Origin of the sequence: Burkholderia sp. 567 (genome assembly GCF_040545115.1) — a bacterium.
GTDB classification, from domain to species: domain Bacteria; phylum Pseudomonadota; class Gammaproteobacteria; order Burkholderiales; family Burkholderiaceae; genus Burkholderia; species Burkholderia ambifaria.
Window position 1 is genome coordinate 236,360 of the sequence record NZ_JBEPLG010000002.1, and the last position, 25,076, is coordinate 261,435.

At 69.7% G+C, this 25,076-nt stretch carries 27 protein-coding genes; 7 read left to right on the forward strand and 20 right to left on the reverse strand.

Annotation, left to right across the window (positions count from 1 at the left end; all coding sequences use genetic code 11):
- Positions 1-35 precede the first annotated feature (35 nt).
- Positions 36-1,592: an MFS transporter gene (locus tag ABIC50_RS06520; protein WP_354162477.1), complete on the reverse strand. Its 1,557-nt coding sequence runs from the start codon at positions 1,590-1,592 to the stop codon at positions 36-38.
- Positions 1,593-1,692: 100 nt separating this feature from the next.
- Here ABIC50_RS06520 and ABIC50_RS06525 point away from each other — a divergent pair, with 100 nt between their 5' ends.
- Positions 1,693-2,571 carry a LysR family transcriptional regulator gene (locus ABIC50_RS06525; protein WP_354162480.1) on the forward strand — a complete coding sequence of 293 codons (879 nt, stop codon included), beginning with the start codon at positions 1,693-1,695 and terminating at the stop codon, positions 2,569-2,571.
- 139 nt (positions 2,572-2,710) lie between these two features.
- The gene (locus ABIC50_RS06530) at positions 2,711-3,700 is read left to right on the forward strand and encodes an ABC transporter substrate-binding protein (protein WP_354162482.1); all 990 of its coding nucleotides are present in this window, start codon (positions 2,711-2,713) and stop codon (positions 3,698-3,700) included.
- Positions 3,701-3,716: 16 nt separating this feature from the next.
- On the opposite strand, the gene ABIC50_RS06535 is transcribed toward ABIC50_RS06530, so the two are convergent.
- The gene (locus tag ABIC50_RS06535) at positions 3,717-4,091 is read right to left on the reverse strand and encodes a phage protein NinX family protein (protein WP_354162485.1); all 375 of its coding nucleotides are present in this window, start codon (positions 4,089-4,091) and stop codon (positions 3,717-3,719) included.
- Between the two features lie 291 nt (positions 4,092-4,382).
- On the opposite strand from ABIC50_RS06535, the gene ABIC50_RS06540 reads away from it, so the two are divergent.
- Entirely contained in the window at positions 4,383-5,459 is a 1,077-nt protein-coding gene (locus ABIC50_RS06540) for a glycosyltransferase family 2 protein (RefSeq protein WP_354162488.1), read from the forward strand.
- A gap of 15 nt (positions 5,460-5,474) precedes the next feature.
- Positions 5,475-6,740, forward strand: coding sequence for a glycosyltransferase family 87 protein (locus tag ABIC50_RS06545; RefSeq protein ID WP_354162491.1), 1,266 nt, complete (start codon positions 5,475-5,477; stop codon positions 6,738-6,740).
- Here the strand turns inward: ABIC50_RS06545 and ABIC50_RS06550 are convergent.
- From ABIC50_RS06550 to ABIC50_RS06610, 13 genes are all read right to left on the reverse strand, one after another.
- Positions 6,704-7,744: a TadG family pilus assembly protein gene (locus ABIC50_RS06550; RefSeq protein WP_354162494.1), complete on the reverse strand. Its 1,041-nt coding sequence runs from the start codon at positions 7,742-7,744 to the stop codon at positions 6,704-6,706. The two genes, ABIC50_RS06545 and ABIC50_RS06550, sit on opposite strands and share 37 nt — an antisense overlap.
- Positions 7,737-8,165, reverse strand: coding sequence for a TadE/TadG family type IV pilus assembly protein (locus tag ABIC50_RS06555; protein ID WP_006755604.1), 429 nt, complete (start codon positions 8,163-8,165; stop codon positions 7,737-7,739). The genes ABIC50_RS06550 and ABIC50_RS06555 overlap by 8 nt, the downstream gene beginning before the upstream one ends.
- Complete coding sequence (locus tag ABIC50_RS06560) at positions 8,162-9,019, reverse strand: tetratricopeptide repeat protein (RefSeq protein ID WP_354162497.1); 858 nt, start codon at positions 9,017-9,019, stop codon at positions 8,162-8,164. The genes ABIC50_RS06555 and ABIC50_RS06560 overlap by 4 nt, the downstream gene beginning before the upstream one ends.
- Positions 9,016-9,960 (reverse strand): type II secretion system F family protein, encoded by a 945-nt coding sequence (locus ABIC50_RS06565; protein WP_105831472.1) that lies wholly within the window; start codon positions 9,958-9,960, stop codon positions 9,016-9,018. The genes ABIC50_RS06560 and ABIC50_RS06565 overlap by 4 nt, the downstream gene beginning before the upstream one ends.
- The gene (locus ABIC50_RS06570; protein WP_354162499.1) at positions 9,957-10,934 is read right to left on the reverse strand and encodes a type II secretion system F family protein; all 978 of its coding nucleotides are present in this window, start codon (positions 10,932-10,934) and stop codon (positions 9,957-9,959) included. Before ABIC50_RS06570 ends, ABIC50_RS06565 begins: the two co-directional genes overlap by 4 nt.
- Entirely contained in the window at positions 10,931-12,355 is a 1,425-nt protein-coding gene (locus ABIC50_RS06575) for a TadA family conjugal transfer-associated ATPase (RefSeq protein WP_354162502.1), read from the reverse strand. The genes ABIC50_RS06570 and ABIC50_RS06575 overlap by 4 nt, the downstream gene beginning before the upstream one ends.
- A complete protein-coding gene (locus tag ABIC50_RS06580) occupies positions 12,352-13,575 on the reverse strand; it encodes a CpaE/TadZ family protein (protein WP_354162505.1) in 1,224 nt (407 codons plus the stop codon). The genes ABIC50_RS06575 and ABIC50_RS06580 overlap by 4 nt, the downstream gene beginning before the upstream one ends.
- Before the next feature lie 21 nt (positions 13,576-13,596).
- The gene (locus ABIC50_RS06585) at positions 13,597-13,980 is read right to left on the reverse strand and encodes a CpaD family pilus assembly lipoprotein (protein ID WP_011658449.1); all 384 of its coding nucleotides are present in this window, start codon (positions 13,978-13,980) and stop codon (positions 13,597-13,599) included.
- A 14-nt stretch (positions 13,981-13,994) separates the two neighbouring features.
- The gene (locus ABIC50_RS06590; RefSeq protein WP_126225147.1) at positions 13,995-15,377 is read right to left on the reverse strand and encodes a type II and III secretion system protein family protein; all 1,383 of its coding nucleotides are present in this window, start codon (positions 15,375-15,377) and stop codon (positions 13,995-13,997) included.
- 54 nt (positions 15,378-15,431) lie between these two features.
- A complete protein-coding gene (gene cpaB / locus ABIC50_RS06595; protein ID WP_354162508.1) occupies positions 15,432-16,460 on the reverse strand; it encodes a Flp pilus assembly protein CpaB in 1,029 nt (342 codons plus the stop codon).
- 20 nt (positions 16,461-16,480) lie between these two features.
- Positions 16,481-16,960: an A24 family peptidase gene (locus ABIC50_RS06600; RefSeq protein WP_354162511.1), complete on the reverse strand. Its 480-nt coding sequence runs from the start codon at positions 16,958-16,960 to the stop codon at positions 16,481-16,483.
- 88 nt (positions 16,961-17,048) lie between these two features.
- Positions 17,049-17,228 carry a Flp family type IVb pilin gene (locus ABIC50_RS06605; protein WP_011658445.1) on the reverse strand — a complete coding sequence of 60 codons (180 nt, stop codon included), beginning with the start codon at positions 17,226-17,228 and terminating at the stop codon, positions 17,049-17,051.
- Positions 17,229-17,540: 312 nt separating this feature from the next.
- Positions 17,541-17,831, reverse strand: a complete 291-nt coding sequence (locus tag ABIC50_RS06610) for a hypothetical protein (protein WP_354162514.1) — start codon at positions 17,829-17,831, stop codon at positions 17,541-17,543.
- A 116-nt stretch (positions 17,832-17,947) separates the two neighbouring features.
- On the opposite strand from ABIC50_RS06610, the gene ABIC50_RS06615 reads away from it, so the two are divergent.
- Positions 17,948-18,904: a TauD/TfdA dioxygenase family protein gene (locus ABIC50_RS06615; protein WP_354162516.1), complete on the forward strand. Its 957-nt coding sequence runs from the start codon at positions 17,948-17,950 to the stop codon at positions 18,902-18,904.
- Positions 18,905-19,043: 139 nt separating this feature from the next.
- Here ABIC50_RS06615 and ABIC50_RS06620 read toward each other — a convergent pair whose 3' ends face one another.
- Both ABIC50_RS06620 and ABIC50_RS06625 read right to left on the reverse strand, forming a co-directional pair.
- On the reverse strand, positions 19,044-20,705 hold the full coding sequence (locus tag ABIC50_RS06620) for an ABC transporter substrate-binding protein (RefSeq protein WP_354162519.1): 1,662 nt from the start codon (positions 20,703-20,705) through the stop codon (positions 19,044-19,046).
- Entirely contained in the window at positions 20,702-20,839 is a 138-nt protein-coding gene (locus ABIC50_RS06625; RefSeq protein ID WP_354162522.1) for a hypothetical protein, read from the reverse strand. The genes ABIC50_RS06620 and ABIC50_RS06625 overlap by 4 nt, the downstream gene beginning before the upstream one ends.
- A gap of 220 nt (positions 20,840-21,059) precedes the next feature.
- Between ABIC50_RS06625 and ABIC50_RS06630 the strand changes: the two genes are divergently transcribed.
- Positions 21,060-21,467 (forward strand): DUF427 domain-containing protein, encoded by a 408-nt coding sequence (locus ABIC50_RS06630; protein WP_354162524.1) that lies wholly within the window; start codon positions 21,060-21,062, stop codon positions 21,465-21,467.
- A 218-nt stretch (positions 21,468-21,685) separates the two neighbouring features.
- Complete coding sequence (locus tag ABIC50_RS06635; protein WP_354162526.1) at positions 21,686-22,678, forward strand: sulfonate ABC transporter substrate-binding protein; 993 nt, start codon at positions 21,686-21,688, stop codon at positions 22,676-22,678.
- A gap of 20 nt (positions 22,679-22,698) precedes the next feature.
- On the opposite strand, the gene ABIC50_RS06640 is transcribed toward ABIC50_RS06635, so the two are convergent.
- The 3 genes from ABIC50_RS06640 to ABIC50_RS06650 form a co-directional block, all read right to left on the reverse strand.
- Positions 22,699-23,283 carry a putative glycolipid-binding domain-containing protein gene (locus ABIC50_RS06640; protein WP_354162529.1) on the reverse strand — a complete coding sequence of 195 codons (585 nt, stop codon included), beginning with the start codon at positions 23,281-23,283 and terminating at the stop codon, positions 22,699-22,701.
- Between the two features lie 171 nt (positions 23,284-23,454).
- Positions 23,455-24,612: an iron-containing alcohol dehydrogenase gene (locus ABIC50_RS06645; RefSeq protein ID WP_175663011.1), complete on the reverse strand. Its 1,158-nt coding sequence runs from the start codon at positions 24,610-24,612 to the stop codon at positions 23,455-23,457.
- Positions 24,609-24,944 carry a putative quinol monooxygenase gene (locus ABIC50_RS06650; RefSeq protein WP_354162532.1) on the reverse strand — a complete coding sequence of 112 codons (336 nt, stop codon included), beginning with the start codon at positions 24,942-24,944 and terminating at the stop codon, positions 24,609-24,611. Before ABIC50_RS06650 ends, ABIC50_RS06645 begins: the two co-directional genes overlap by 4 nt.
- Between the last annotated feature and the right edge of the window lie 132 nt (positions 24,945-25,076).

A 25,076-nucleotide genomic window follows, 5' to 3' on the forward strand; every position in this document is an offset into this window, starting at 1 on the left:
CGCAGGGCGCGGTGTCGCCAGCACCACCACCCACCTCACGCGTCACGCATCGGTTGCGCAAGCAACTTGTACGCAACGACGGCGGCAGCAAGCGCAAGCACACCGCTCACCGTCAACGCGTCGGCGAATCCGCTCGCGAACGCAGCGGGCGCCGCTTGCGCCAGCGTGCGCGCGGCCGACGGCGGCACGTGCGCGAGCGCCTGCGCGAGATCGCCGGCCAGCAGGCTCGACATGAACGGCGCATCGACGAATGCCCGCACGCCCGGTGCGGCCGACAGCAGCCGCTCGAGCTGCGCGCGCGTACTGGCGGCCAGCACCGCGCCGAGCACGCCGACGGCCGTCACGATCGCCGAGAAGCGCGTGGTCGTGCTGATGCCCGACGCCATCCCGGTGCGGTTCGGCGGCACGCACGCCATGATCGCCTTCTGCGTGTCGCCGTTCATGATGCCGGCGCCGCACCCCGTCACGAACATACCGAGCGCGACGAGCCGGTAGTCGCCGCCGGCCGTCAGCGCGGCGGTCGCGAGATTGCCCGCGCCGATCAGTGCGAGCCCGCCCGCCAGCACGCCGCCGGGCGATACGCGCGCGGCGAGCATGCCGCCGAGCGACGGCCCGCCGATCATCGCGACCGCGAACGGCAGCATCCCGAGCCCCGCGTCGATCGCCGACATCCCGAACGCGTTCTGCAGGTACAGCGGCAGAAACGTCATCATCACCTGCGCGCACGCCGCATAGCCGAACATCGCCAGCACCGCGCCGACGAAGCGCGGCTGGCGAAACAGCGCGAGATCGATCATCGGCCGCGCCTGCCAGCGCTCCGCGCCGACGAATGCGGCCAGCAGCGCAGCGGCGAGCGCGAACCGGCCGAGCGTCGCGCCCGACAGCCAGCCGTGCGACGGCGCGTCGATCAGCGCGGCGATCGCGCACGCGAGCGCCGCGCCGAACAGCAGGCTGCCGGCGGCGTCCACCCGTTTTGCGTGCGGATCGCGCGACTCGTCGATCGCGACGCGCGCGCCGGCCGCGAGCAGCGCACACACCGGCAGGTTCAGCAGGAACACCCAGCGCCAGCCGATCCACTGCGTGATCGCGCCGCCGACGAGCGGCGCGACGGCCGTCGCGATCCCCATGCACATCCCCCAGATCGCCCACGCGCGGGCCCGTTCGCGCCCGTCCGGAAAGCGGTTCGCGATCACCGCGAGCGCGGCCGTCAGCAGCAGCGCGGCCCCGCCGCCCTTCACCGCGCGCGCGGCGATCAGCCAGCCGGCCGACGGCGCGAGCCCGCAACCGAGCGACGCGAGCGAAAAGAGCGCGAGCCCGGCGCCGAGCATGCGCTTGCGGCCGAAGCGGTCGGCGAGCCCGCCGGCCGGCAGCAGGCACGCGGCGAACGCGGTCATGTAGGCGCTCACGACCCATTCGATGTCGGCGAAGCTCGCATGGAAGCCGCGCGCGATGCTCGGCAGCGACACCGCGACGACGTTCGTGTCGAGCACGATCAGCGAGCACGTTGCCGACGCGACCGCGAGCGTCGCGGCGGCCGGCAGGCGGGGGCTCGCGGGCGCGGCGGCGCGCGAGGCGGAGGAAGGCTGGGGCATCGACAGCTCCGGAGCGAGAGGAACGAGCCGTATGCTAGGCTGGGCGCGTATTGCTTGTCATTGATACGTCCATGCAGTTTTATTGACGAAAATTGCAATCTTGAATCCGCTCGAATTCCGTCATGTGCGCGCGTTCCTGAGCGTCGCGCAGCATCTGCATTTCGCGCGCGCGGCCGACGCGCTCGACATGGCGCCGCCCGCGCTCACGCGGCAGATCCAGGAGGCCGAGCGGCTGCTCGGCGTGCGGCTGTTCCAGCGCTCGCGCCGCGCGGTCACGCTGACGGCGGCAGGCGTTGTGTTTCTCGCCGAGGCGAGCGCCGCGTTCGAGCATCTGCAGCGCGGCCGCGAACTCGCGATGCTGGCCGAGCGCGGCGAACTCGGCCGGATCGAAATCGGCTATGTGTCGTCGGCCGTCTATTCGGGCGCGCTGCAACGCACGGTCGGTGCGTTTCGCGCCGCGCATCCGCGCATCGAACTAAACCTGCGGGAAGTGCCGATGGATGACGTCGCGAAGCAGCTCGACACGGGCCGGCTCGATCTCGCATACGTGCGCCCGCCGCTGCCGCTGCCGGGCGGGCTGCGGATCGTCACGCTGCAGCGCGACGTGTTCGTTGCGGCCGTGCCGGCCGATTCGCGCTACGCGTCGATGGCAACCGTGCGCGCCGCCGATCTCGCCGACGCACGCTTCGCGGTACCCGAGCAGGAGCGCGGTACGCTCGAAGTCGCACGCCGCGGCCGCTTCGCGCCCGTGATCGCCGCGCGGCCGGGCGGCTTGCTCGCAGTGCTCGCGTGCGTGTCGGTCAACGGCTGGGTCGCCGTGATTCCGGACGCGCTCGCCGGCTGCGTGTCGTTGCCGGGCGTCGTGTACCGGCCGATCGCCGGCAAGCCGATCACGTCCGAACTCGCGCTCGCGCACCGGCGCTTCGAGAAGGCGCCCGCGGTACGTGCGTTCCTGCGCACCGTCCCCGCGGCAGCCTAGCGCCGTATCTTCCCCCGCCGCCATTTCCTCGTCGCACGAATAAGCATTGCGCGATTCGATGTTTGCCGGCGCGAAACCGATTCCGTAATCTGCCCGGCAGCCGCGCGGCCCGCGCGCGGATCACCGAGGACCGCCGCCGATGACTTCGCCCCCCGCCCCTGCCCGCCGCCGTGCGTTGCTGCGTGTGGCCGCCCTGGCCGCCGCACCGCTTGCGGGCGCCGCCGCCCTGCCCGCCCGCGCGGCCGGCCCCGACCTGTCGAACGTCACGCTGGTGCTCGGCGATCAGGCCGGCGGCCTGCGCGCGTTGGCCGAGGCCGCGCGCGTGCTCGACGGCGTGCCGTACCGGTTTCGCTGGGCGAATTTCCAGGGCGCCGCGCCGCTGTTCGAAGCGCAGCGCGCGGGCGCGATCGATCTCGCGCCGGCCGGCGACCTGCCGGTGCTGACGGCCGCGCTCGGCGATCCGGCGCTGCGGATCGTCGCGACGCGCGTGGGCTCGCCCACGTCGCTCGGCATCGTCGTGCAGCCCGATTCGCCGGTGCGCACGGTCGCCGACCTGAAGGGGCGCACCGTCGTCGTGTCGTCGGCGCGCGGCAGCATCTCGCAATACCAGTTGTACGGCGCGCTGCGCGAACACGGCCTCGCACCGGGCGAAGTCGACGTGCGCTTCGTGCTGCCGGTCGACGCATTCGCCGCGTTCGAGGCGAAGCAGATCGGCATCTGGGCGACCTTCGATCCTTACTACGGCAACGTGGTGCGGCGCGGCGCGCGCATCGTGCGCGACGGCAGCGGGATCAATTCGGGGCTCGCGTTCCTCACGTCGCCGGTCGACACGCTCGACGATCGATCGAAGCGCGCGGCGCTGTCGGACGTGCTCGCGCGTCTCACCCGCGCCGGCCAGTGGGCGCTCGCGCATCCGGCCGACTACGCGAGCGTCTACGCATCGCTCACGCGCCTGCCGCGCGATGCGGCCGCCGATATCGTCCGCCGGGCGGCGCTCGCGCAACGCGGCGTCACCGCCGCGGACATCGACGTACTGCAACGCGTCGCCGATCGCGCGGCTGCGGACGCGATCCTGCCGAAGCGCGTCGACGTCGCATCGATCGCGGTGCGCAACCTGTCGGCCGCGTAACCGGTTGCGCGCACACTCAGCGCGGCTTCGACATGTCGAGATCGGGCACGTCGTCGCCGAACGTCGACGCAACCAGCGTGCGCATCGCGGCGATCAGCAGCGTCGGCCCCGACTGGTTGAACGTGCAGCGCTCGCCCGCCGCCGGCACCGCCCGATGCAGCACCGCGCGCCACGCGCCGTGCCCGCCGTCGCGTTCGAACGCGCCGAACGGCAAACGCTCGACGAGCGGGCCGCCGTCCGCCCATGAAGCCGACGGCGCGTATGGCACCGGCGTGCCACCCGGCTCGCGAATGATCGTGCACCCGCCGGCGTCGACGCGCGGCGCACCGAGGTCTTCCGCCATCGCCACCCAGAAATCGAGCGGCGCACCTGTCAGATCGTGAACTTGCACCGCGCGCTCCTTCGGCAGTGAAAACGCCATCCTAGCGCCGTCGCGCACGGTCCGCCGCCGGGGGCCACCCGGTGTTTCCCCGGCAAGCCCTTCGCCACGCCGTGCAAATCCGCCGATACGTGTTACGAATCGGCGATTCCCTGCATACAATGGACACAACACCTAAGTCCGGTCTGCGGTGGGCAAGCAGACCGGAACCGACGTCGCGCCGAACCGGGCCACGCCCGTTCGGCAGAAAACAACCGGAATCACACGGTGCAGCGCAGGCCGGATCTCTCGGGAGCCCGCAGCATGTCCACGCAAGCCAGGAAGCCGCTGATCTCGCTCGTCGTGCCGTTTCATGACGAAGAGGAAACGATCGACGCATTCTTTGCCGAAACGCTGCCCGTTCTGGAGTCGGTCGCCGCGGTCCGCTTCGAGATCGTCTGCATCAACGACGGCAGCCGCGATCGCACGCTCGACCGGCTGCTCGCGATCGCCGCCGGCGATGCGCGCGTGCACGTCGTGGATCTCACGCGCCGCTTCGGCAAGGAAGCGGCGCTCACAGCGGGCCTCGACGAGGCGGCCGGCGCCGCGGTGATCCTGATCGATGCCGACCTGCAGGACCCGCCCGCGCTGATTCCCGCGATGATCGAACGCTGGCGCGGCGGCGCCGAGGTCGTCGCCGCGAAACGCACCGACCGGCTGTGCGATCCCTACCTGCAGCGTGCGGCGGCGGCGCTCTACTATCGCGTGCACAACGCGCTGTCCGAGGTGGAAATGCCGGAAAACGTCGGCGATTTCCGCCTGATGGATCGCGAGGTCGTCGATGCGCTGCGCGCGCTGCCGGAGCGGCGACGGTTCATGAAGGGGCTGTTCGCGTGGGTCGGCTTTCGCACCGCGATCATCGAATACACGCGTGCGCCGCGCAGCGGCGGCCGCTCGAAGTTCTCCGGGTGGCGGCGCTGGAATTTCGCGCTCGAGGGCATCACGAGCTTCAGCACGGTGCCGCTGCGCGTGTGGACCTACGTCGGCATCACGTTCGCGATGCTGTCGCTCGTGTACGGCGCGTTCATCGTCGTACGCACGCTGTTGTTCGGCAATCCGGTGCACGGCTACCCATCGCTGATTTCAGTCGTGCTGTTCGTCGGCGGCATCCAGCTGATCGGCATCGGCGTGATCGGCGAATACCTCGGCCGGATCTATCACGAGTCGAAGCAGCGCCCAGTCTATCTCGTCAGGCGGCGCTACCGGGCCGAGCGGGACGCCGCCGCGCAGCCCGCATCGAAGCTGCTGCAGTTCCCGCTCAAGCGCACGCACGCGGCCCGCCGCCGGACGACGATACCGGCCACCGCCGGCACCGCCGCCCGCAAGGCGTCGTTCAAGTAAGCCGGGCCGCGGCAATTGGACATTTCCAGCCAATCGATACGCTCGGCGCCGCGCGCCGTCGGCGAGTGGCTCACGCCGCGGCGCCTCGTTCTGTACAGCGCAATGATGCTGGTGTTCTACGCGCTGTTCATCGCGGTCTGGACGACCGTCGTGCGCCACGGCGGCGCAGTGGGGCGCCCCGGCGCCGACTTCTCGGTGTTCTGGTCCGCGTCGTACGTGATGCTGCACGGTACGCCGGCGCAGGCGTACGATTTCTCGTCATTCTCGCGGTTGACGGCCGAGCTGTTCACCCACTTTCGTCGTGACAGCTTCGCACCGTGGCTGTACCCGCCTACTTATCTGCTGCTCGTGACGCCGCTGGCGCTGCTGCCCTTTGCGCTCGGCTATCCGCTGTTCGTCGCGTTCGGCGTCGTCGTGCTCGGCCTCGCGGCGTCGCGCGTATCGGGCCTCGGCACGATGGCCGCCGCAGGGCGCGCCGCGACGCTCGCACTGGCCGCCGCACCGTGCATGTTCGTCACCGCGACGCTCGGGCAGAACGCGTTCCTGACCGCCTCCTGCGCGGCGCTGGCCGTCCACTGGGCCGCCCGCAGGCCGATGTGGGCCGGCCTCTGCATCGGCCTGCTGTCGGTCAAGCCGCAGATGGCGTTGCTGTTCCCGTTCGTGCTGATCGCGGCGCGCGCGTGGCGCACGATCGCATGGGCCGCGCTCGCCACGGGCACGTTCGTCGCGTTGAGCATCCTGGTCTGCGGGGTCGAGTCGCTGCGCCTGTTCGTCGCCAGCACGGGCCTCGCGCGCTCGATCGTCCTCGAACACGGTGTCGTGTTCTGGCTCGTGTCGCCGACGCCGTTCGCGACTTTCCGCCTCGCGGGCGTGCCGCCCGCCGCCGCCTATGCCGCACATGCGTGTATCGCCGTGATTGCAATCGCGGCCGCCTGCGTCGCGTGGGCATGGTCACGCGATACCCGCGTGCGCGCGGCCGTGCTGACGGTCGCGACGCTGGCTGCCAACCCGTACGTATGGCACTACGAACTCGCGTGGCACGCGGTCGCGATCGCGTGCATGCTGGCGATCGGCTGGCGCGACGGCTGGCTGCGCGGCGAGCAAACGGCGATCGCGCTGCTGTGGGCGCTGCCGATCTTCGAATACCTGAACCCGTGGCTCGAGTGGCCGCAGATCGGCCCGGCCGTGACCCTCTTCGCGCTGCTCGTGCTGCTGCGGCGCGCGCGGCACGACGCTCACAACGTTCACAACGCGAGCCGCGGCGGCACGTACACGCCGTAGTACGGCCCGACGCCGGTCGCGACGCCCGTGAGCTTCACGCCGGCGACGAAGTGGCCCTGGATGTACTTGTACGTGCCGCCGAGCGACACGTCGATGCGGAACGCAGCGAACGCGACGATCGGCACGGAAGTGCTGCTCGAGGTCTGCGTGACGACCGGCAGCACGACCGTCGCACCGACCGGCACCGACGTGTAGAGCGTCGCCTTCACGCCGGTGGCGAGATTGATGGTGTCGCCGATATTGAGCGTCGTCGGGTTGCCGGTCACCATCAGGCCGCCCATCGTCGTCGTGTCGGTCGCGGTCGACTGGAACGACGTCCACTGACCGCCCATGCACAGCGCGCCATAGGTCTGGCCGTTGGTGATCGAGAACTCGTACGGCTGGCCCGTCAGCGGATTGATCAGCGGCTGGTTGGTCGCCGCATTCCAGTACTGGTTGTACACGCACTGATCGATCGCGATCGGAAAGAGGCCGCCCGCCGCCACCCCGCCGGGCGCGGCGAGCACCGCGATCGCGGTCGCGCTGCCGGATGTGCCGGGCACGCCGAGCAGCCCGCCGAGCAGCAACGGGATCGAGCCGCCGTTGATGCCCGGCGCGCGCGACACCGTGACCTGCACCGCCGGCACGTCGTACGCGCCGGGCGTGATGGTGGTCGGCTGCATCGTCGCCGGGGTGCGCGTCACGTTCCAGTAGCCGGTCGTCACCGTGCCCGTCGCCAGCGCCGCGCCCGCCGCCGAATTCTGCGCGATCACGCCGTTCGCCGCCGGCGCGGCCTGCGACCAGTTCAGCGGGCCGCCGGTCGGCGACATCATCGCATCGGCCGCCGCGAGCGCCGCCGCGTCGGCGGCGTTCTGAAGCTGGTTGCGCACGGTGGCGACCCACGCGATGTCGATCGCCAGCGCGCCGAACGACAGCAGCGGAATCAGGAACATCAGGAAGAACAGCGCGACCGAGCCTCGCTCGGGTGCGCGGCCGGTGCAGCGCGTGTCGGCCGCGTCATTCATAGAGCATCACCGAGCTGGCCGAGATCGTAATCGGGCCGGTCAGCACGCTCAATGCCGTACCCAGCACCAGCCCGGAATACGTGTAGGTCACCGTCACCGTCAGCGCGGTGCCCGCGGTCGTGCCGTTCGCCTGCGTCACGGCCACGGTCGGCACCGTCCCGGTGCCGCCGCTGACCAGGCTGTTCTGCGTGTAGCTCAACGCGACGTTGGCGATCTGCGTCGGGGTCAGCATCGGCACGCGCAGCACGACGCCGGCCCGCGCGGCTTCGCGGCTCGCGTTCGTGATGACGGCCTTGTCGCACAGCAGCAGGCTCACGTCGATGATGCCGATCAGCACCATCAACAGGAACGGCAGCATCAGCGCGAACTCGAGGGATACGACGCCGCGCGCGTGGCGCGCGCCCCTCGCCCCGCGTGTCATTTTGCGGTCCCCGCAGCGGGAGGCACGACGCTCCGCTCGAGCGCCGCGCCCGTCAACGGCCGCGCGGCGGCGGCCGCCGGGCGCGCCGCGAGCTGCGCGCGCACCGCCTGGTAGAAGCGCAGGTTGTCGGCCACCGCCGACGCAGGCAGGTCGGCAGACAGCAGCTTCTTCGCCGAATCCGTGTTGCCGAGCACGCCGTACGCAAACGCGAGGTTCTGGCGCGCCTGCCACGGCGCGTCGGGCAAGCCGGCCACGTCGAGCAGCACGTTTACGCCTTCGCGCGGCCGGTTGCTCAGCACGAGCGACAGCCCGAGGTCGATGCGCAGCCCCTGCGCGTCCGGATGCGCGTTGAGCGCGTCGCGATACACGGCTTGCGCGTCAGCATGGCGGCCCTGCAGGTCGAGCACGGTGCCGAGCCCTTGCGCCGCGAGCGGCAGGTTCGGCTGCGCGGCCAGCAGGTCGCGGTAGCGCTGCGCGGCCTCGTCGAGCCGGCGCTGGCGCAGCGCGACGCGCGCAAGCCCGAGTTGCGGCCCGAGATCCGCCGGCGCCTGTTGCCGTGCCTGCTCATAGAGAATCCGCGCGCGCTCGAGATCGCCGGCCCGGTAGTTGACGTCGCCGAGCCCCAGCTGCGCCGCGAGGGAATCGGGATGCCGCGCGAGCACCTTTCCGTACAGCGTCGACGCAAGCTCGACGTTGCCGCCGGAGAGCGCGCTGTCGGCAATGCGCAATTCGGCTCGCGGGTCGTCGCTTTTTTGCGACAGCGCCGGTCTCGTCTGGATGCCCGGCGCGCAGCCGCCGGCCACCACGGGCAGCACGGCCGCGAACGCCAGCGCGCGGATGACGGATCGTGTCATTTGAATACCTCGATCAGGCGGATCGCCGCCGGGCCCGCCGCGATCAGGCCGACCGTCGGCAGGATGAACAGCATCATCGGCACGGTGATCTTCGGCGCGAGCTTCGCGGCCTTTTCCTCGAGCGCGACGACCTGCTCGGTGCGCTCGCTGCGCGACAGCGTGCGCAGCGCCTGCGTGATCGGCGTGCCGAATCGCTGCGATTGCGTGAGCGTCGTGGCGAGCGAGCGCGCCGACGAAAAATTGACGCGCAGCGCGAAATGCGCGAGCGCCTCCGAGACATTGCCGCTCAGCGTCAGCTCGTCCGCGCACACGGTCAGCTCGTCGGCGAGCGGCGGGCAGATGCGCTGGAGTTCGCGGGCGACGCGCCGCACGCCCGATGCGAGACTGTTGCCGGCCATCGTGCAGATCACGAGCAGGTCGAGCGCATCCGGAAAGCACGCGGCGATGATGCGCCGGCGCCGCCGGATCATCGCGCCGAGCACGTACTCCGGCACGATCACGCCGATCACGAACGCGCCGACCATCGCCACCGCACGGATCACGAAGAATTCGCCGAGGCGCGGAATGTACGGGCTGAACACGATCGCGAAGCCCGCGAACAGCACGCCGCAGCTCAGCTTGATGCCGATCATCGCCGACACCGCGCGGCGCTCGCGAAAGCCGGCGCGCGTGAGCTGCAACCCGAGCTTCACGCGCTGCATCGGGTCGAGCACCGGCAGCCGCTCGCCGAGCTGCGCGAGCCGCCGCGTCAGGTCCTGGCGCACCTCGCCCGGCTGCAGCCGCCCCGCCGCCAGCGACAGCGAGCGCTGTCCGGCCGCCTGCTGCACGCGCGCGGCGATGCGCCGGCGCGTGCCGCCGCCGGGCGTCGCGAGCGCCGCGGCGACGCACGCAATCAACAGCAGCAGTTCGAGGCCGCGGGCGGCCAGCATCGACATCGTCATCGCGCGGTATCCAGTTTCGAGATCTTGTTGATCGTCAGCAGTCCGATCGTCAGCAGCACGGCGGCGATCGTCAGCATCACGTGGCCGGCGTGCGTGTCGAACAGCAGCATCACGTACGAGCGGTTCACGAGGAACAGCGCGCCGATCATCACGAACGGCACGGCCGAAATGATCTTCGTCGTGATCCGCCCTTCGGCGGTCAACGCGCGCGTTTTCAGGCGGATGTCGCGGCGCGTGCGGATGATGCTCGACAATTCGTCGAGCGTTTCGCCGAGGCTGCCGCCGGTCTCGCGCTGCAGCAGCAGGTAGACGGTGAAGAACGAGAAATCCGCGATCATCAGCCGGTCCGACGCCTGCGTCAGCACGTCCTTCAGATCCACGCCCACGCGGAGGCTGTCGCCCATCGTGCGGAAGGTCGAGCGCACCGGCTCCGCCGCGCTGTCGCCGACCGTGCTGATCGCCTGCGTGACCGGAATGCCCGCGCGCACCGCACGCACGATCAGGTCGATCGCGTCGGGGAACGCTTCGAGAAAGCGCAGCCGGAAGCGCTCGACCAGCGCGCGATAGCTGGTGCGCATCGCCAGCAGCGGCAACCCGACGTAGATCAGCGGATGCAGGATGCTCGGCAGCGCGACGAGCTTCATCGCGACGATCGCCGCGATCTCGCCGACGATCGCGCTGGCGATGACGATCCGCATCCCGCGCTCGCCGCCGACCGCGCGCACGCGCGTCACGTAGCGCTGCAGCCACGCACGCACGCGGCCCTGCCGGCGCGGCAGGTTGAACAGCGCGACGCCGGGCGTGGCGTTGGCACCGGCCTCGCGGCCCGCCAGCGACGGCGCGAGGCGCCGCATCCGCTCGCGAATGCGCTGCTCCGGCCCCTGCCGCGTGCGGTCGAGCAGCGCGGACAGCATGAGCCCGATCACGAGGATCACGACGAATGCGCCGAGCGCGAACAGGTCGGCGGGCCTCATTGCCGGAATACCTCGGAGAGCGCGTCCTCCATGCCGTAGTAGGCGGCACGCGGCGCGAACGCGGGGCGCAGCGACGACGCCTCGAACACCCCCTTCACCACGTCGCGCGTCGTGTCGCTTTCCTGCCGGAACGTGAACAGGTCCTGCGTGATCACGACCTCGCCTTCCATCCCGACGATCTCGGTGATCCGCGTCACGCGACGCACGCCGTCGCGCATTCGCTCGATCTGCACGAACAGGTGCACGGCGCTCGCGATCTGGCGCCGGATCGACAGCAGCTGCAGGTTCGCGTTCGCCATCATCACCATGCTTTCGAGCCGGCTGATCGCGTCGCGCGGCGTGTTCGCATGGATCGTCGTCATCGAGCCGTCGTGGCCCGTATTCATCGCCTGCAGCACGTCGAATGCCTCCGCGCCGCGGATTTCGCCGAGGATGATGCGATCGGGCCGCATCCGCAGCGCATTGCGCACGAGGTCGCGCTGCGAGATTCCGCCGAGCCCCTCGGTATTCTCCGGCCGCGTCTCGAGACTCACGACATGCGGCTGCAGCAGTTGCAGCTCGGCCGCATCCTCGATCGTCACGATCCGCTCGTGCTCCTCGATGTGCTGCGACAGCGCATTCAGCAGCGTGGTCTTGCCCGAGCCGGTACCGCCCGAGATCACGATGTTCAGCCGGCACGCGCACGCGATCTTCAGCACCTGCAGCATCCCGTGCGAGATGTTGCCCTGGTGCGCCATCCGCGCGAGCGTGATGTCGCGCTTCGCGAACTTGCGGATCGAGATCGACGCGCCGCGCATCGCGATCGGCGGCAGCACCACGTTCACGCGGCTGCCGTCGGCAAGGCGCGCGTCGACCATCGGGCTGCTCTCGTCGACACGGCGCCCGACCGCCGCCGCGATCCGCTGCGCGACGCTCGTCACGTGCGCGTTGTCGCGAAACTTCAGCGCCGTGAGTTCGAGCCGCCCCGCGCGCTCGACGTACACCTGGTCGGGGCCGTTCACGAGGATGTCGGACACAGTGTCGTCGGCGAGCAGCGGCTCGATCGGCCCGACGCCGAACATGTCGTTCAGGATCGCGTCGACGATCAGCACCTGCTCGCCCGCGGTGATCTTCAGGCGCTCGCGCTCGACGGTGTGCGCGGCCACCTGCTCGATGCCCGCGCGCACTTCGTCGCGCGTCTTCATCAATGCCGCCGACATGTTCATCGACGAGAACACCGCGGTGCGAATCGCATCGAACTTGCCGGAGCGGATCAGCGACTCCTGCGTGTCGGCCGCCGCGGCCCCGCGCAGCGGCGGCGGCGCGTGGCTCGCGATCGGTGCCGGCGCCGGCGCGAGCGCGGGCCCGTCGTCACGCGGCCCGGCCGGGGACACTGCCGGCGCAGGCTCCGGCGTCGACCGTTTGCGGGTACCGAACGTCACGATCCTTTCCTCCACTTGACGAAGCGCGCGTACCACGGCTCGGCGACGGCCATCGATTCGCCGGTGATGCCGTTCGCGAGCCGCCGGATCTCTTCCAGAAAGCCATGACGCTTCCCGCCTTCGATCGGCTCGCCGAGGTTCTCGGCAACCGCGAGCGGCTGCGGCTCATGCGGCAGCTCGCGCAGCTTCACGCCGCCGAACGCGTCCTCGAAATCGGTCTGCGCGACGCGCCCCTTGACCGGCTCGAGCGGATTGTTCAGCACCATGGACAGCAGCCGCTCGCCGGGCAGCTCCTTCACGAAGCGCGCGAGCCGCGCGGCTTCGTACGCGGCGTGCACCGAGCGGTCGGCGACGATATAGACGAGATCCGACGCCGCCAATGCGTCCTCGAACAGCTTGCCGGCGCGGTTGCCCACGTCGAACAGCACGTAATGGAAGCGGTCCTTCAGCATGTCGACGAGCTGCGCGACCGCATCGTCGCGCAGCGGCGCGTCCTCGCCGTACGCCAGCTCGGCCGACAGCACGTGCAGGCGGTCGCCCTTCGTGACGAACATGCGGTCGAACAGCGCGTCGTCGGGGCGCTGCTCCATGTTCAGCAATTCGATCAGCCCGTTGTTGCTCGACAGCCCGAGCATCGAGTTCGCGCCACCGCCGTGAAGATTCAGGTCGGCATACGCGACGCGGCGGCGCTTCTCGCCCGCCAGACAGCGCGCGAGGCTCACCGCGACCGTCGTCGCGCCGACGCCGCCGCGCGCGCCGACGAAGCTGACGATCTTGCCGGTGCGCGCCTGCACGATCGATTCCGTCGCGGTCAGCGCGCGCCGCATCAGCTCGACGGTCAGCGGCTTCACGATGTAGTCCTGCACGCCGATGCCGAGCAGGTTGCGGAACAGCCCGACGTCGTTCTGCGTGCCGATCGCGATGACCCGCACGGACGGATCGCACATCTCGGCGAGCCGCATCAGGTCGGACACCGGCAGCACCGAATCCGACACGTCGACGATCAGCTGGCGCGGCGAACGCTCGTGCTGCTGCAGCAGGCGGATCGCGTCGTCGCAATTGCCCGCCTGCACGTGGGCGCGCGTGATCGACAGATCCTGCGCGACGCGGCGGATCACGTCTTCGCTGCCCGCGTCCGACACGACCGCGATGAGATCCGCCGCCCCGGCGGAGGCGGCGCGCTTGGCGTTCTGGCGATCGAGGACGTTCATGGTCGGCATCGCGATGTCATCCGGAGCGGGTCAATGGCCGGGCGAGCCGGTCGTCGTCAGCGTCTTGCCCGGGGTCGGCTGCTTCACGCGATCCTCCACGTAGCGGCGCACCGCGTCGGCCGCGACTTGCGCGTCCGCGCCGCCGTACGGGATGGGCGCGACGAGGTCTTCCGGCCGCGCGAGCATCGTCGCGAGATTCGTGTAGGTCGCGCAGCCGAACGGCACGCCGGGCCGCCCGAAGCCCGCGTCGACGAGATGCGACGGCTGCATCAGCGCCGCGCAGTCGGGCGGCACCGCGCGCACGCCGTCGAAGCCGATCGCGCGTGCATCCGGCAGGTTGATCGGCGGCGGCGCCGACAGGCAGCCTGCAAGCGCGGGCGCCAGCAGAGCGAAGACGATGGTTCGAACCCGCATGCGCGCTCCTCCGGTCAATACACGAAGCCCGCGGCGCCGACGGGGCGCGGCGTTTCGCCCGACATCAGGTCGAGCCCGAGATTGCGCTGCACCGCGAACTCGAGATCGCTGCTCGGCCGGGCGACGGTGTCGAGCGCCTGTTCGAGCTGGCCGGGGCCGGTCGGCTGCACGATGTACGGCGTCACGATCACGACGACCTCGGTCTTGTTGTCCTGGAAGTTCTTCGACGAAAACAGCCGGCCGATGATCGGCAGCCGGCCGAGCCCAGGAATCTGCGACACGGTATTGGCCGTCTGGCTCTGCAGCAGCCCGCCGATCGCGAAGCTCTGCCCGCTCGACAGCTCGACCGTCGTCTCGACGCGCCGCACGGTGAGCCCCGGCACCGTCACGCCGCCGGTCGTCACGCTGTTGTTCGCGTCGACCTCGCTCACTTCCGGGCGCACCTTCAGGCTGATCCGGTTGTCGGCGAGCACGGTCGGCGTGAAATCGAGCGACACGCCGAACGGCTTGAACTCGACCGTGATCGCGCCGGTCGTGTTGCCGGCCTGCGCGACCGGAATCGGAATCTCGCCACCCGCGAGGAAGCTGGCGGTCTGGCCGGACATCGCGGTGAGGTTCGGCTCCGCGAGCATCGTGATCAGGCCTTCCTGGTCGAGCGCGTCGAGCACGACGTCGATCGACCAGCGCCCTGTGTGGAAGCCGCCGAGCACCGAGTACGCGCCGGTCGGCGACAGGTTGAACAGCCGGTTCGTCGGATCCATCAGCGTGCGCCCGTTGAACAGCCCGCCGATGAAATTGCCGGCCGCGCCGAGCGAGCTCCAGTTGATGCCGAGCTGCTGCGTGACGTTGCGGCTCACCTCGGTCACGCGCACGCGCAGGTTCACCTGGATCGGGCGCGACAGGGTGAGCCGGTTGACGATCCTTTCCTTGTCGTTCAGGTAGGGCGCGAGCGACTGCATCACGGCGTCCGCGTCGGCCGCGCTCGGCACCTTGCCCGACACCATCAGCGAGCCCGGCGCGCCGGACACCGCCAGCTTCAATTGCGGAAAGCGGCTGTCGAGCACCGTCTGCAGCGACGCGGTGTCGACCTGCACGATCACCGTGCGGCGCAGGATCGGACGATGGTTCGCGCCGAGCGCGATCAGCGTGGTGGTGCCGGCCTTCTTGCCGAATACGAACACGGTGCGCGGCGACGGCACCTGGATGTCGGCGATGCTCGGATCCGCGACGAACATCGCGGTCGCGGGTTCGGACAGCGACAGCATCTCGCCCTTGCCGGTCGCGATCGACAACGGCGCGCCGGCGTCCGCCGCGTGCGCGCGCTGCGCGAGCGCGACGCCCGGCGCGACGATGCAGGCCAGACACCAGAAAGCGATCCAACGAACCATGCGCACCATGCGTTTTCCCGTCAGTTGCCGGCCGCCGGGCGGCCGGCCCGATTCTTCACTGCATCACTGCACCGTCGTGGTCCGCGGCGCTTGCGTCGCCGCGTCCGCCGTCGCATTGCCGCCCACGGGTGCGGCCGGCGCAACCGGTGCAACAGGCGTGCCCGGCCAACCGGCCGGCAGCGGCGGCACGCCCGGCGTGCCGGTGCCGCCGGCGCGCGATCCATCGTCGACCGACGAGCCGCGATAGATCACGACCGTGTTGCCTTGCGACGCCCGCGTGCCGACATCCGTCCGCGCAGCCGGCGCACGCGCCGCTTCGCGGGCCGCGCGCGATACGTCGCCGGCCCATACCGGCGGCGTATCGGGCTCCTGTTCGTCGCCGCCGGCCGCCTGGCGGCGGTCGCTCGTCGCGAAGCTGCGCAGTGCGAGCGACAGCGAACCGAGGCGCGTCGCGACCAGCACGACCTGCGCGGTGCGCGGCGCGACCTCGAGCGTGACCGTGCGCGCGCGGACCGGCGCGTCCGGCGCGCTCGCGGGCCCCTTCGCGCGCTGGAATTCCGAGCCGACCGCGAGCACGCGCGCGCGCCGCACGACCGTCTCCGCTTCGAACGTGCCGGGCGTCGTCGCGGAGCCGCCGATCTGCTGCGTGAGCACCACGTCGACGAAGTCGCCCGGCTGGATCAGCCCCGCGTTGCCCGACACGTCGTCGACCGGCACCGAGATCGCGCGCATGCCGGGCTGCAGCGCGGCCGCGAGAAAATCCGGCGCGCCCGCCGAAATCACGTTGTCCGCGCGGATCGGCGCGCCCGCTTCGACGCGGCTGCGCAGCAGCGCGCCCTTCAGGTCCGCGCCCGGTTGCGATTCGACGAACGCGCCGGCCGGCACCTGCGCGCGCGCCATGGGCTTCCACGCGAGATCGTTGTCGCGCAGCAGCAGCCCTTCGGGAAGGTCCGCCGCGGCGACCCGCACGCGTACGTCGGCCGTGTTATCGGGCGGCGGCGGTGTCGACGCGGAAACATACAGTTGGCGCAGGATGAACGCACCGATGCCGGCGGCGATGATCAGCACGGCCATTCTCAGGGGTTTGGGCATGGCGGCGCGCGTCCCCCGGGCTAGTTGAGCGAAAGTGCGTGAGGAAACGGCGCCCAGACGGCCAGCGCGCCGCCGAACGCAAGCGCGACGCCGTACGGCACGCCGCGCGTCACCATCGGGTGCGCAGGCGCGACGCGACGCTGCCGTGCGACGCCAGCGAGCATCGCGAGGCCGCACGCGGCGCCGCTCGCGCCGACGATCGTGAGCACCGGCAACGCGAGCGGCGGGCCGGCCCACAGGAATACCGCCGCGGCCAGCTTCACGTCGCCGCCACCGAGCCAGCCTGCGTGACGCAGCGCGCCGAACACCACCAGCATCGCCGCGGCGGTCGCGACGTGACCGGCAAATGGCGCAAGCCCTTCGCGCCCGAGCGCCGCCGCGACGAGGTACAGCATCGCGAATGCCAGCACCGCGCGATTGGACACGCGCCGCTCGCGCAAGTCCTGCATCGCGATCGAGACCAGCACGAGCGTGGCCGTCAGCTGTACGAGATAGAGCATCGGAGAGCCGTCCGTCGGTGCGCCCCGGCTGGATACGTCGTACCGCTGCGGATCCGTGTATTCGTCGGCGGCGCGCGGGTTCAGGAGATCAGATCAGTGAGCTGACCTTGTTGATCAGCGATGTGAATATGGCCTGCAGGCCTGATGTACCGCTCAGGTACGTGCCGACCGCCGCGAGTGCGACGACGATGATGCCGGCCAGCACCGCGTATTCGAGCGAACTGACGCCCCGTTCATCGCGCAACAAGGACTTGACGTATTGCAGCATGACTCCCTCCGTGTGACGGGGCCGGTGATCGACCTTGAATGTAAAGACGCTGCGTTGCTTCGGTGGCGGCGCATGGCGTTCGCCCATTCACGATTCATGCGGCGGCCCGGGCATCGGGCCATTCGCATCCCCCGGAATCCTTTCGATCGCTGCAACGCGCGTGTATGGCAACTGATTTGCCGCACTTCGCGCGTTTTGTTGCGTGGCCGCATTTGAGGCGATGCGAATCACGCCGTTTCGTCTAGTGTATAGATAATTTTTTGGGGGATTTCAAATTATTTAGCGTCGGAGTGTATTTATGGATGGCACCCTTCAGCAATGAAATACACGCGCACCGCTTACCGCTTTCCCGCCCGCCACGCAAGGCCTGTCGGGGCGCGGCGTAAGAATGTCAACGATGGCGCGCATCATTGCGTTGGCCGACGATTCGATATTTTTTGCCGTTTTTTCCAAATTCATCGGAGTCGCCCCGGCAAATTTGAAACCGGCCATTCGCGCTCGCTTTTCGGCAATCTTTTCGTGGCCGTCGATTGGACAGGGAAAATATTCCGTATTTCGCGTGCCGATCGGATTGCCGGATACCGCGCGCGCATCGCTCAGCACGACGACACATATCGATCGTCACGACGCGCGCTAAGGTTGTGACGATTCATCGGTTCCGGTTTCGCGCGGCCCCTGCTTGAATGGAGACCCGACCGACCCGACCCAGGAGACTCCCGATGTCCGACGTCCAGCATGCCGCTCCCCCGTCATCGCATGCTTCGCACGCCGCCGCGCCGCACACGGCCGCCGCCCCGCTTCAGCTGCGCCAGGTCGCTGGCCGGATCGGCGCCGAGATCGCCGGCGTCCGGCTGTCGAGCACGCTCGACGATGCGACGTTCGACGCGATCCAGGCCGCGCTGCTGCGCCACAAGGTGCTGTTCTTCCGCAACCAGGAGCATCTCGACGACGCCGCGCAGGAAGCATTCGCGCGTCGCTTCGGCGACACCGTCGCGCATCCGACCGTGCCGCCGGCGGACGGCAGCGCGCAGCTGCTCGAACTCGATTCCGCGCATGGCGCGCGCGCCAACTCGTGGCACACCGACGTGACGTTCGTCGACGCGTATCCGAAGGTGTCGATCCTGCGCGCGGTCGTGATTCCGCCGTTCGGCGGCGACACGGTGTGGGCCAACACGGCGGCCGCGTATGCGCACCTGCCGGAGCCGCTGCGCGCGCTCGCCGACACGCTGTGGGCGCTGCACACGAACGCCTACGACTATGCGTCGACCCACGTGCACGCCGACGACACGCAACTGAAACGCTACCGCGAAGTGTTCACGTCGACCGTCTACGAAACCGAGCATCCGGTCGTGCGCGTGCATCCGGAGACCGGCGAGCGCACGCTCGTGCTCGGGCATTTCGTGCAGAAGATCAAGGGGCTGTCGTCGCAGGACTCCGCGCATCTGCTGCAGGTGCTGCACGAACACGTGACGCGCCTCGAGAACACCGTGCGCTGGCGCTGGCAGCAAGGCGACGTCGCGATCTGGGACAACCGCGCGACGCAGCACTATGCAATCAACGATTACGGCGATGCGCGCCGCGTCGTGCGCCGCGCGACGGTTCACGGCGATGTGCCGGTGGGCATCGACGGCCGCCGTAGCGTCTTGCTGAAGGGGCCGGGGGTGACATTGCAGTGAGGGGCGCTGCGCACGGTGCGCGCGTCTGGCGTGGCCGTGCAGATGCGGTTTCGGCGTTCCTGTATTTCCGACAGGACGATCCGACTACGAGCTTCCCGCCACCGGGCCGGCGCGCCCCACACGCGCCGGCTCCCCCGCTTCACTCCAGCCACACTCCATCGAACCGATGCCCGCCGAGCGGCGAGAACGTCACCCCGTGCACGCGCTTCGAAATCGGTAGCGACACGATCGACGTCGCGATCGGCGTGAACGGCACCTGATCCTTGAACACCACCTGCGCCTGCTCGTAAAGCGACGTGCGTTTCGCGACGTCCGCGTTCGTGCGCGCCGCGCTGACGAGCCGCTCGAAATCCGCGTTGCACCACTTCGCGAGATTGCTGCCGTGCACCGCGTCGCAACCGAGCAGCGTGCCGAGCCAGTTGTCGGGGTCGCCGTTGTCGCCCGACCAGCCGTACAGGATCGCGTCGTGCTGCCCGTCGCGTTTCGCGCGGCGGTTGTATTCGCCCCATTCGTAGCTGACGATCTTCGCGCGCACGCCGATCTTCGCCCAGTCCTGCTGGATCAGTTGCGCCATCAGCTGCGCGTTCGGGTTGTACGGCCGCTGCACCGGCATCGCCCACAGCGTCAAGTCGAAGCCGTTCGGAAATCCCGCCTGCGCGAGCAGCGCCTTCGCGGCCGCCGGATCGCGCGGCGCATCCTTCAGCCGCGGGTTGTACGACCATTGCGCGGGCGGCATCGGGTTCGTCGCGATCGTCGCGTCGCCGTTGAACACCGTCTTGATGATCGCCGTCTTGTCGATCGCGATGTCGAGCGCGCGCCGCACGTCGACGCGATCGAGCGGCGGATGCTGCGTGTTGTACGCGACGAAGCCGACGTTGAACCCGGTCCCCGAAAACAGCGTCAGCTTCGGATCGCGCCGCACCGTCTCGAGGTCGGCCGGCCGCGGGAACACCGACACCTGGCACTCGCCGGCCGTGAGCTTCTGCAGGCGCGCGGCCGGATCGGGCGTGATCGCGAACACGAGATGCGCGAGCTTCACGTCGTCCGGCTTCCAGTAGTCGGGGTTCGCGTCGTAGCGGATCACCGCGTCCTTCTGGTACGCACGCAGCTGGAACGGCCCGGTGCCGACCGGAAGCTGGTTGATGTCGGCCTCGCGGTGGCGTGCGGCCAGCTGCGACGCATATTCGGCCGACAAGATCGACGCGAACGCCATCGCGAGATTGCGCACGAACACGACGTCGGGCGACTTCAGCACGAAGCGCACCGTGTCGTCGTCGACCTTTTCGATGCGCTCGATGTTGCGGTCGAAACCGAGATCGCTGAAGTACGGGAAGCTGACCGGGTACGCCTTGCGGAACGGACTGTCGGCGTCGAGCATCCGGCCGAACGTGAACACGACGTCGTCGGCCTGGAACGGACGCGTCGGCGTGAACCACGCGGTCGTCTGGAACTTCACGCCGCGCCGCAGGTGGAACGTGTAGACGCGCTGGTCGGACGACACGTCCCAGCTCGTCGCGAGCGACGGGACGAGATCGAGCGTGCCGCGCTTGAACTGCACGAGCCCGTTGTAGATCGTGTACGTGCTCGCGTCGAAATCGGTGCTGGTCGTATGCTGGCCCGGATCGAAGCCGGCCGGGCTGCCTTCGCTGCAGTACACGAGCGTCTTGCCGGCCGGCGCGGCGAACGCGTGCGAAAACCCGCCGGCGAGCAGCAGCGACGCGGCCATGGCGCGCAACGTCACGACGGCAACGGATGGATGCCGCGCACGACGCGCGGCGGATGAGACGAATGAAAGCTTCATGGTGGCTCGGACAGGACGGTCATGCGAATGACGACCGCCGATCTTCGCGCGCCGCCCGCCGATCGCTTACCAATTAATTCCGCGTTGCTTATCGCGGCGGATGCATCCCGCTGCTGCCGCATCGGATCGTCCATGCGAGCGCCGCGGACATTTCAGCCGACCTCGCGCGCCACGCCGTGCGTCACCGCAGTTCCTGCGCCGCCACGCGCCGCCTTCCGGCCCCGTGCAGGTTCTCCGGAATTGGCGCATCGTATCGGTTGGCCGACGCCGGCACCGGCGCGCGGGGATCCGCCCGGCGCGCACGTTCCGGCACGGCGCGCTGCCGGCGCGCCGACCCTTCCTGGAGGACCCACGATGTCGATCAGCCCCGATACGCCCTCTCGTCCCGTGAAGTCGCCGGGCCCCGATCATCCGATCACGATCGAGCCGCATCCGTCGCGCGTCGTGGTCAAGGTGGCCGGCAAGACCGTCGCCGACACGCGCCGCGCGCTGGCGCTGCGCGAGGCCAGCTATCCGGTCGTGTTCTACATTCCGCGCGAGGATGCCGACATGTCGCTGCTGCAACGGACCGACCATGCGACGTACTGCCCGTACAAGGGCGATTGCGCGTACTACTCGATCCCCGTGGGCGGCGAACGCGCGACCAACGCGGTGTGGACGTACGAGCATCCGAATCCGGCCGTCGAATCGATTCGCGCGCACCTCGCGTTCTATCCGGACCGCGTCGACGCGATCGAGGAAAGCCCACTCGGCACCGATTGAGCGCGGCGGCGTGCTGCCGCCCCGTCGTTCACGTATCGTCCGGCCGCTGATTTGCATATGCGGATTCGTTGGTTGGCGGCCGGCCCGCGCGGCCGTATCGTCCTGAATCCGGCGCGGGTCGGCCGTGCGCATCGCCCGCAAACGGCTGCGTCCCGTGCTCCCGTGCCGATTGCGCCGCCCGCCCGCGCGCCCCGTGAACCCGCCAGCAGGACGCCTCGATGAACGACACACCGCACGCAGAACTTGAAACTGCCCCGGCCAATCCGCGCCGCCGCCACTGGCTGCACGGCGCGGCCGCCGGCCTGGCTGGGCTCGCGCTCGGCCCGCTCGCGGGCCTGCCCGCACGGGCCCAGGGCAGCGACAAGCGGCTGCGCATCGGCTTCCAGAAATACGGCAACTTCGTCGTGCTCAAGGCGCGCGGCACGCTCGAGAAACGGCTCGCGAGCCAGGGCGTGGCGGTGCAGTGGCTCGAGTTCCCGGCCGGCCCGCAATTGCTCGAGGGGCTGAACGCCGGCGCGATCGACGTCGGCACGGTCGGCGAGACGCCGCCGATCTTCGCGCAGGCCGCCGGGGTCGATTTCGTCTATATCGGCAACGAACCGCCCGCGCCGCACGGCGAGGCGATCGTCGTGCTGCCCGATTCACCGATCCGCACCGTCGCGCAGCTGCGCGGCAAGAAGGTCGCCTTCAACAAAGGTTCGAACGTCCACTACCTGCTCGTGAAGGCGCTCGAACACGCGGGCCTCACGTATGCCGACATCCAGCCGGTCTACCTGACGCCCGCCGATGCGCGCGCCGCATTCGTGCAGCGCAGCGTCGACGCGTGGGTGATCTGGGATCCGTATCTGGCGGCCGCCGAACGGCAGCTCGGCGCGCGCGTGGTCGCGAACGGCGACGGGCTCGTGCGCAACACGCAGTACTACCTCGCCGCGCGCAAATATGCGGCTGCGCAACCGCAGGTGCTGCGCACGCTGCTCGACGAAGTCGACGCGGTCGACCGCTGGGGACGCGACAATGTTCCGGAAGTCGCCGCGCAACTGTCGCCGCTCGTCGGCCTCGACGCGCCGACGCTCGAAATCGCGCTCAAGCGGGCCGGCTACGGTGTGCAGCCCATCACCGATGCGACGCTCGCGTATCAGCAAAAGATCGCCGACGCGTTCAGCACGCTGAAGCTGATTCCGGCCAGGGTGACGGTCGCCAACGCGCGCTGACGCCCCGCCGCTGCGACGCGTTACGGCGCACGCGTCGCGCCGACCCGCCGCCATTCGTCGTAATCGGTGACGAGGCCCGCCTCGTCCACCGCGATGTCGGCCGCATACGTGCCGCTCTCGTAGCGGTACACGCGTTGCGCCGTGCGCGCATAGCGCTGCTCGCCGCGCACGAGCTCGAACGCCGGAAAACGCAGCCACGCGGTGTGGATGACGGCCGACGCGCCGACCGCCAGCCCCAGACGCCGGATCGGCAGCGTATTGGTCGATGGACTGAAGCCGAGATCGATGTCGGTCGCGCCCGCGAGTGCCGGCGCGTCGGCGCCGTCGATCGTCCAGCGCCCCGCGTCGCATTCGATCGCGAGCTGCGTTGGCGGCGTCGCGCCGAGCCAGTGCGTGACGCGCACGGAACGCGTCAGCCAGTCGGCGCCGCACGCGATCGCATAGTCGACGCGAAACGGCGTGCCGTCGATCGCGCCCGCGACCGCTCCCGACAGATCGATGCCGTCACGCGTCTCGACGAGCCGGCACCATTCGCCCGCTTGCCAGGTCTGCGCGATCTGCCATGCGACGCATCGCGTGCGCGCCGTTTCGTCCCGTTGCGTCATGTCGTCTCCTGTCGATCGAGCGAAGGCGATTTCCATTCACGACGCCGATGCTCGCATGTGCCACCTCGCAAGCCCGACGGCGAACCCGAATCGACCTGCAAGGATCGCGATCAGAAACAGCAGCGGCCGGTGGCGTTACGCCGCCGACCGTCGCGCAATCACGCGCACAGATCACCACGCGTGCCGATAGATCGCCAGCGCGTCGGCTTCCGTCACCTCGCGCGGATTGTTCACGAGCAGGCGCGTCTGCAACATCGCATCCGACGCCATGCGCGGCAGGTCGCTCTCGCCGATGCCGACCTCGCGCAGCGTGCGCGGGATGCCCGTCGCGACGATCAGCCGATCGATCTCGTCGATCAGCGCGTGCGTCCTCGCTTCGTCGCTGCCCGTCGCCGACGGCGCGACGATCGCCGCGAGCTCCGCATACAGCGGCGCGGCGGCCGATGCGTTGAAGCGCAGCACATGCGGCAGCACGAGCGCGTTCGACAACCCGTGCGGCACATGAAAAATGCCGCCGACCGGATAGGCCAGCGCATGCACGGCCGCGACCGGCGCGTTCGCGAAGGCCTGGCCGGCGAACATCGCGCCAACCAGCATCGCCTCGCGCGCGTGGCGATCGTTGCCGTCGTCGCACGCCTTCAGCAGATTGCGCGACAGCAGCGTCAACGCCTGCACGGCCAGCATGTCGGACACCGGATTCTTCAGCCGCGACGATGTATAGGCCTCGATCGCATGCACCATCGCGTCGATGCCGGTCGCCGCCGTTGCCGCGCGCGGCAGCCCGAGCGTCAGCTCGGCGTCGAGGATCGCGACATCCGCGAACAGGTGCGGCGACACGACGCCCATCTTGCGCGCCTCGCCGACCGTGACGATCGACACGGCCGTCACTTCGGAGCCGGTGCCGGCCGTGGTCGGCATCTGCACGAGCGGCAGCCGCGATGTTGCCACCTTGTCGACGCCGTACATGTCGGCCAGCGCCTGCCGCCCCGGTGCGAGCGCGGCGATCAGCTTCGCGACGTCCATCGACGAACCGCCGCCGAGGCCGAGCACGATCTCGGCGTCGGCCGCCACCGCCCGCGCGGTCGCGTCCAGTACCACGTGTTCGGGCGGATCGGCGATCACGTCGTCGATCACCGTCACCTGCCAGCCGTGCGCGGCGAGGCTCTCCAGCGCGGGCGCGAGCACGCCGCTGCGATGCAGGAACGCGTCGGTGACGACGCACAGTCGCGCGAGCGTCGGAAAGCGCTCGCGCAACACCGCGCCGAGCCGGCGCGCGGCGCCGAATTCGACGATCTGCGTCGGAACGGTACGGAATTGAAACGGGTTCATCGGGTGCCTCCCGGTGGCGTCGCCGTGCCGGTGTCGGGCTGCACCATGTAGCTCGTCACGTCGCGGCGATCGAGCAACGGAATGATCGCGCCGACACCGATCCGCTGGAAATGCGGCGTTTCCCGATGCACGTCGAGGCCGTCGGCTTCGCGGTAACGCTCGAGGATCACGATGTGGTCAGGCTCGACCGGCGAGCGGAAGTACGCGTAGTCGAGGTTTTGCGGCTCGGCGCGCGTGAGCGGCGCGAGTTCCGTGAGCAGTTCGATCACGCGGTCGCCGTTGCCGGGTTTCGCGAAGAAATGGGCGATGACCTGCAGGTAGGGTTCGTTCATGCTGCGCTCCGTATTCGCCAGCGGCCCGTCAGGGCGGGACGTCATTCCACGATGCGCGGTCGCCGGTCGATACCGCTCATCGAACGGGGCGCCCGGCTGCCCGACACGGCGCCAGCACCTCGACGTCGCATT

Excerpts from the sequence above, each read along its gene's own strand:
- ABIC50_RS06520 (WP_354162477.1), bottom strand. The coding sequence starts at position 1,592 with ATGCCCCAGCCTTCCTCCGCCTCGCGCGCCGCCGCGCCCGCGAGCCCC.
- ABIC50_RS06530 (WP_354162482.1), top strand. The coding sequence starts at position 2,711 with ATGACTTCGCCCCCCGCCCCTGCCCGCCGCCGTGCGTTGCTGCGTGTG.
- ABIC50_RS06540 (WP_354162488.1), top strand. The coding sequence starts at position 4,383 with ATGTCCACGCAAGCCAGGAAGCCGCTGATCTCGCTCGTCGTGCCGTTT.
- ABIC50_RS06550 (WP_354162494.1), bottom strand. The coding sequence starts at position 7,744 with ATGAATGACGCGGCCGACACGCGCTGCACCGGCCGCGCACCCGAGCGA.
- ABIC50_RS06555 (WP_006755604.1), bottom strand. The coding sequence starts at position 8,165 with ATGACACGCGGGGCGAGGGGCGCGCGCCACGCGCGCGGCGTCGTATCC.
- ABIC50_RS06560 (WP_354162497.1), bottom strand. The coding sequence starts at position 9,019 with ATGACACGATCCGTCATCCGCGCGCTGGCGTTCGCGGCCGTGCTGCCC.
- ABIC50_RS06565 (WP_105831472.1), bottom strand. The coding sequence starts at position 9,960 with ATGACGATGTCGATGCTGGCCGCCCGCGGCCTCGAACTGCTGCTGTTG.
- ABIC50_RS06570 (WP_354162499.1), bottom strand. The coding sequence starts at position 10,934 with ATGAGGCCCGCCGACCTGTTCGCGCTCGGCGCATTCGTCGTGATCCTC.
- ABIC50_RS06580 (WP_354162505.1), bottom strand. The coding sequence starts at position 13,575 with ATGCCGACCATGAACGTCCTCGATCGCCAGAACGCCAAGCGCGCCGCC.
- ABIC50_RS06585 (WP_011658449.1), bottom strand. The coding sequence starts at position 13,980 with ATGCGGGTTCGAACCATCGTCTTCGCTCTGCTGGCGCCCGCGCTTGCA.
- ABIC50_RS06590 (WP_126225147.1), bottom strand. The coding sequence starts at position 15,377 with ATGGTGCGCATGGTTCGTTGGATCGCTTTCTGGTGTCTGGCCTGCATC.
- cpaB (WP_354162508.1), bottom strand. The coding sequence starts at position 16,460 with ATGCCCAAACCCCTGAGAATGGCCGTGCTGATCATCGCCGCCGGCATC.
- ABIC50_RS06600 (WP_354162511.1), bottom strand. The coding sequence starts at position 16,960 with ATGCTCTATCTCGTACAGCTGACGGCCACGCTCGTGCTGGTCTCGATC.
- ABIC50_RS06605 (WP_011658445.1), bottom strand. The coding sequence starts at position 17,228 with ATGCTGCAATACGTCAAGTCCTTGTTGCGCGATGAACGGGGCGTCAGT.
- ABIC50_RS06615 (WP_354162516.1), top strand. The coding sequence starts at position 17,948 with ATGTCCGACGTCCAGCATGCCGCTCCCCCGTCATCGCATGCTTCGCAC.
- ABIC50_RS06620 (WP_354162519.1), bottom strand. The coding sequence starts at position 20,705 with ATGAAGCTTTCATTCGTCTCATCCGCCGCGCGTCGTGCGCGGCATCCA.
- ABIC50_RS06625 (WP_354162522.1), bottom strand. The coding sequence starts at position 20,839 with ATGGACGATCCGATGCGGCAGCAGCGGGATGCATCCGCCGCGATAAGC.
- ABIC50_RS06630 (WP_354162524.1), top strand. The coding sequence starts at position 21,060 with ATGTCGATCAGCCCCGATACGCCCTCTCGTCCCGTGAAGTCGCCGGGC.
- ABIC50_RS06635 (WP_354162526.1), top strand. The coding sequence starts at position 21,686 with ATGAACGACACACCGCACGCAGAACTTGAAACTGCCCCGGCCAATCCG.
- ABIC50_RS06640 (WP_354162529.1), bottom strand. The coding sequence starts at position 23,283 with ATGACGCAACGGGACGAAACGGCGCGCACGCGATGCGTCGCATGGCAG.
- ABIC50_RS06645 (WP_175663011.1), bottom strand. The coding sequence starts at position 24,612 with ATGAACCCGTTTCAATTCCGTACCGTTCCGACGCAGATCGTCGAATTC.
- ABIC50_RS06650 (WP_354162532.1), bottom strand. The coding sequence starts at position 24,944 with ATGAACGAACCCTACCTGCAGGTCATCGCCCATTTCTTCGCGAAACCC.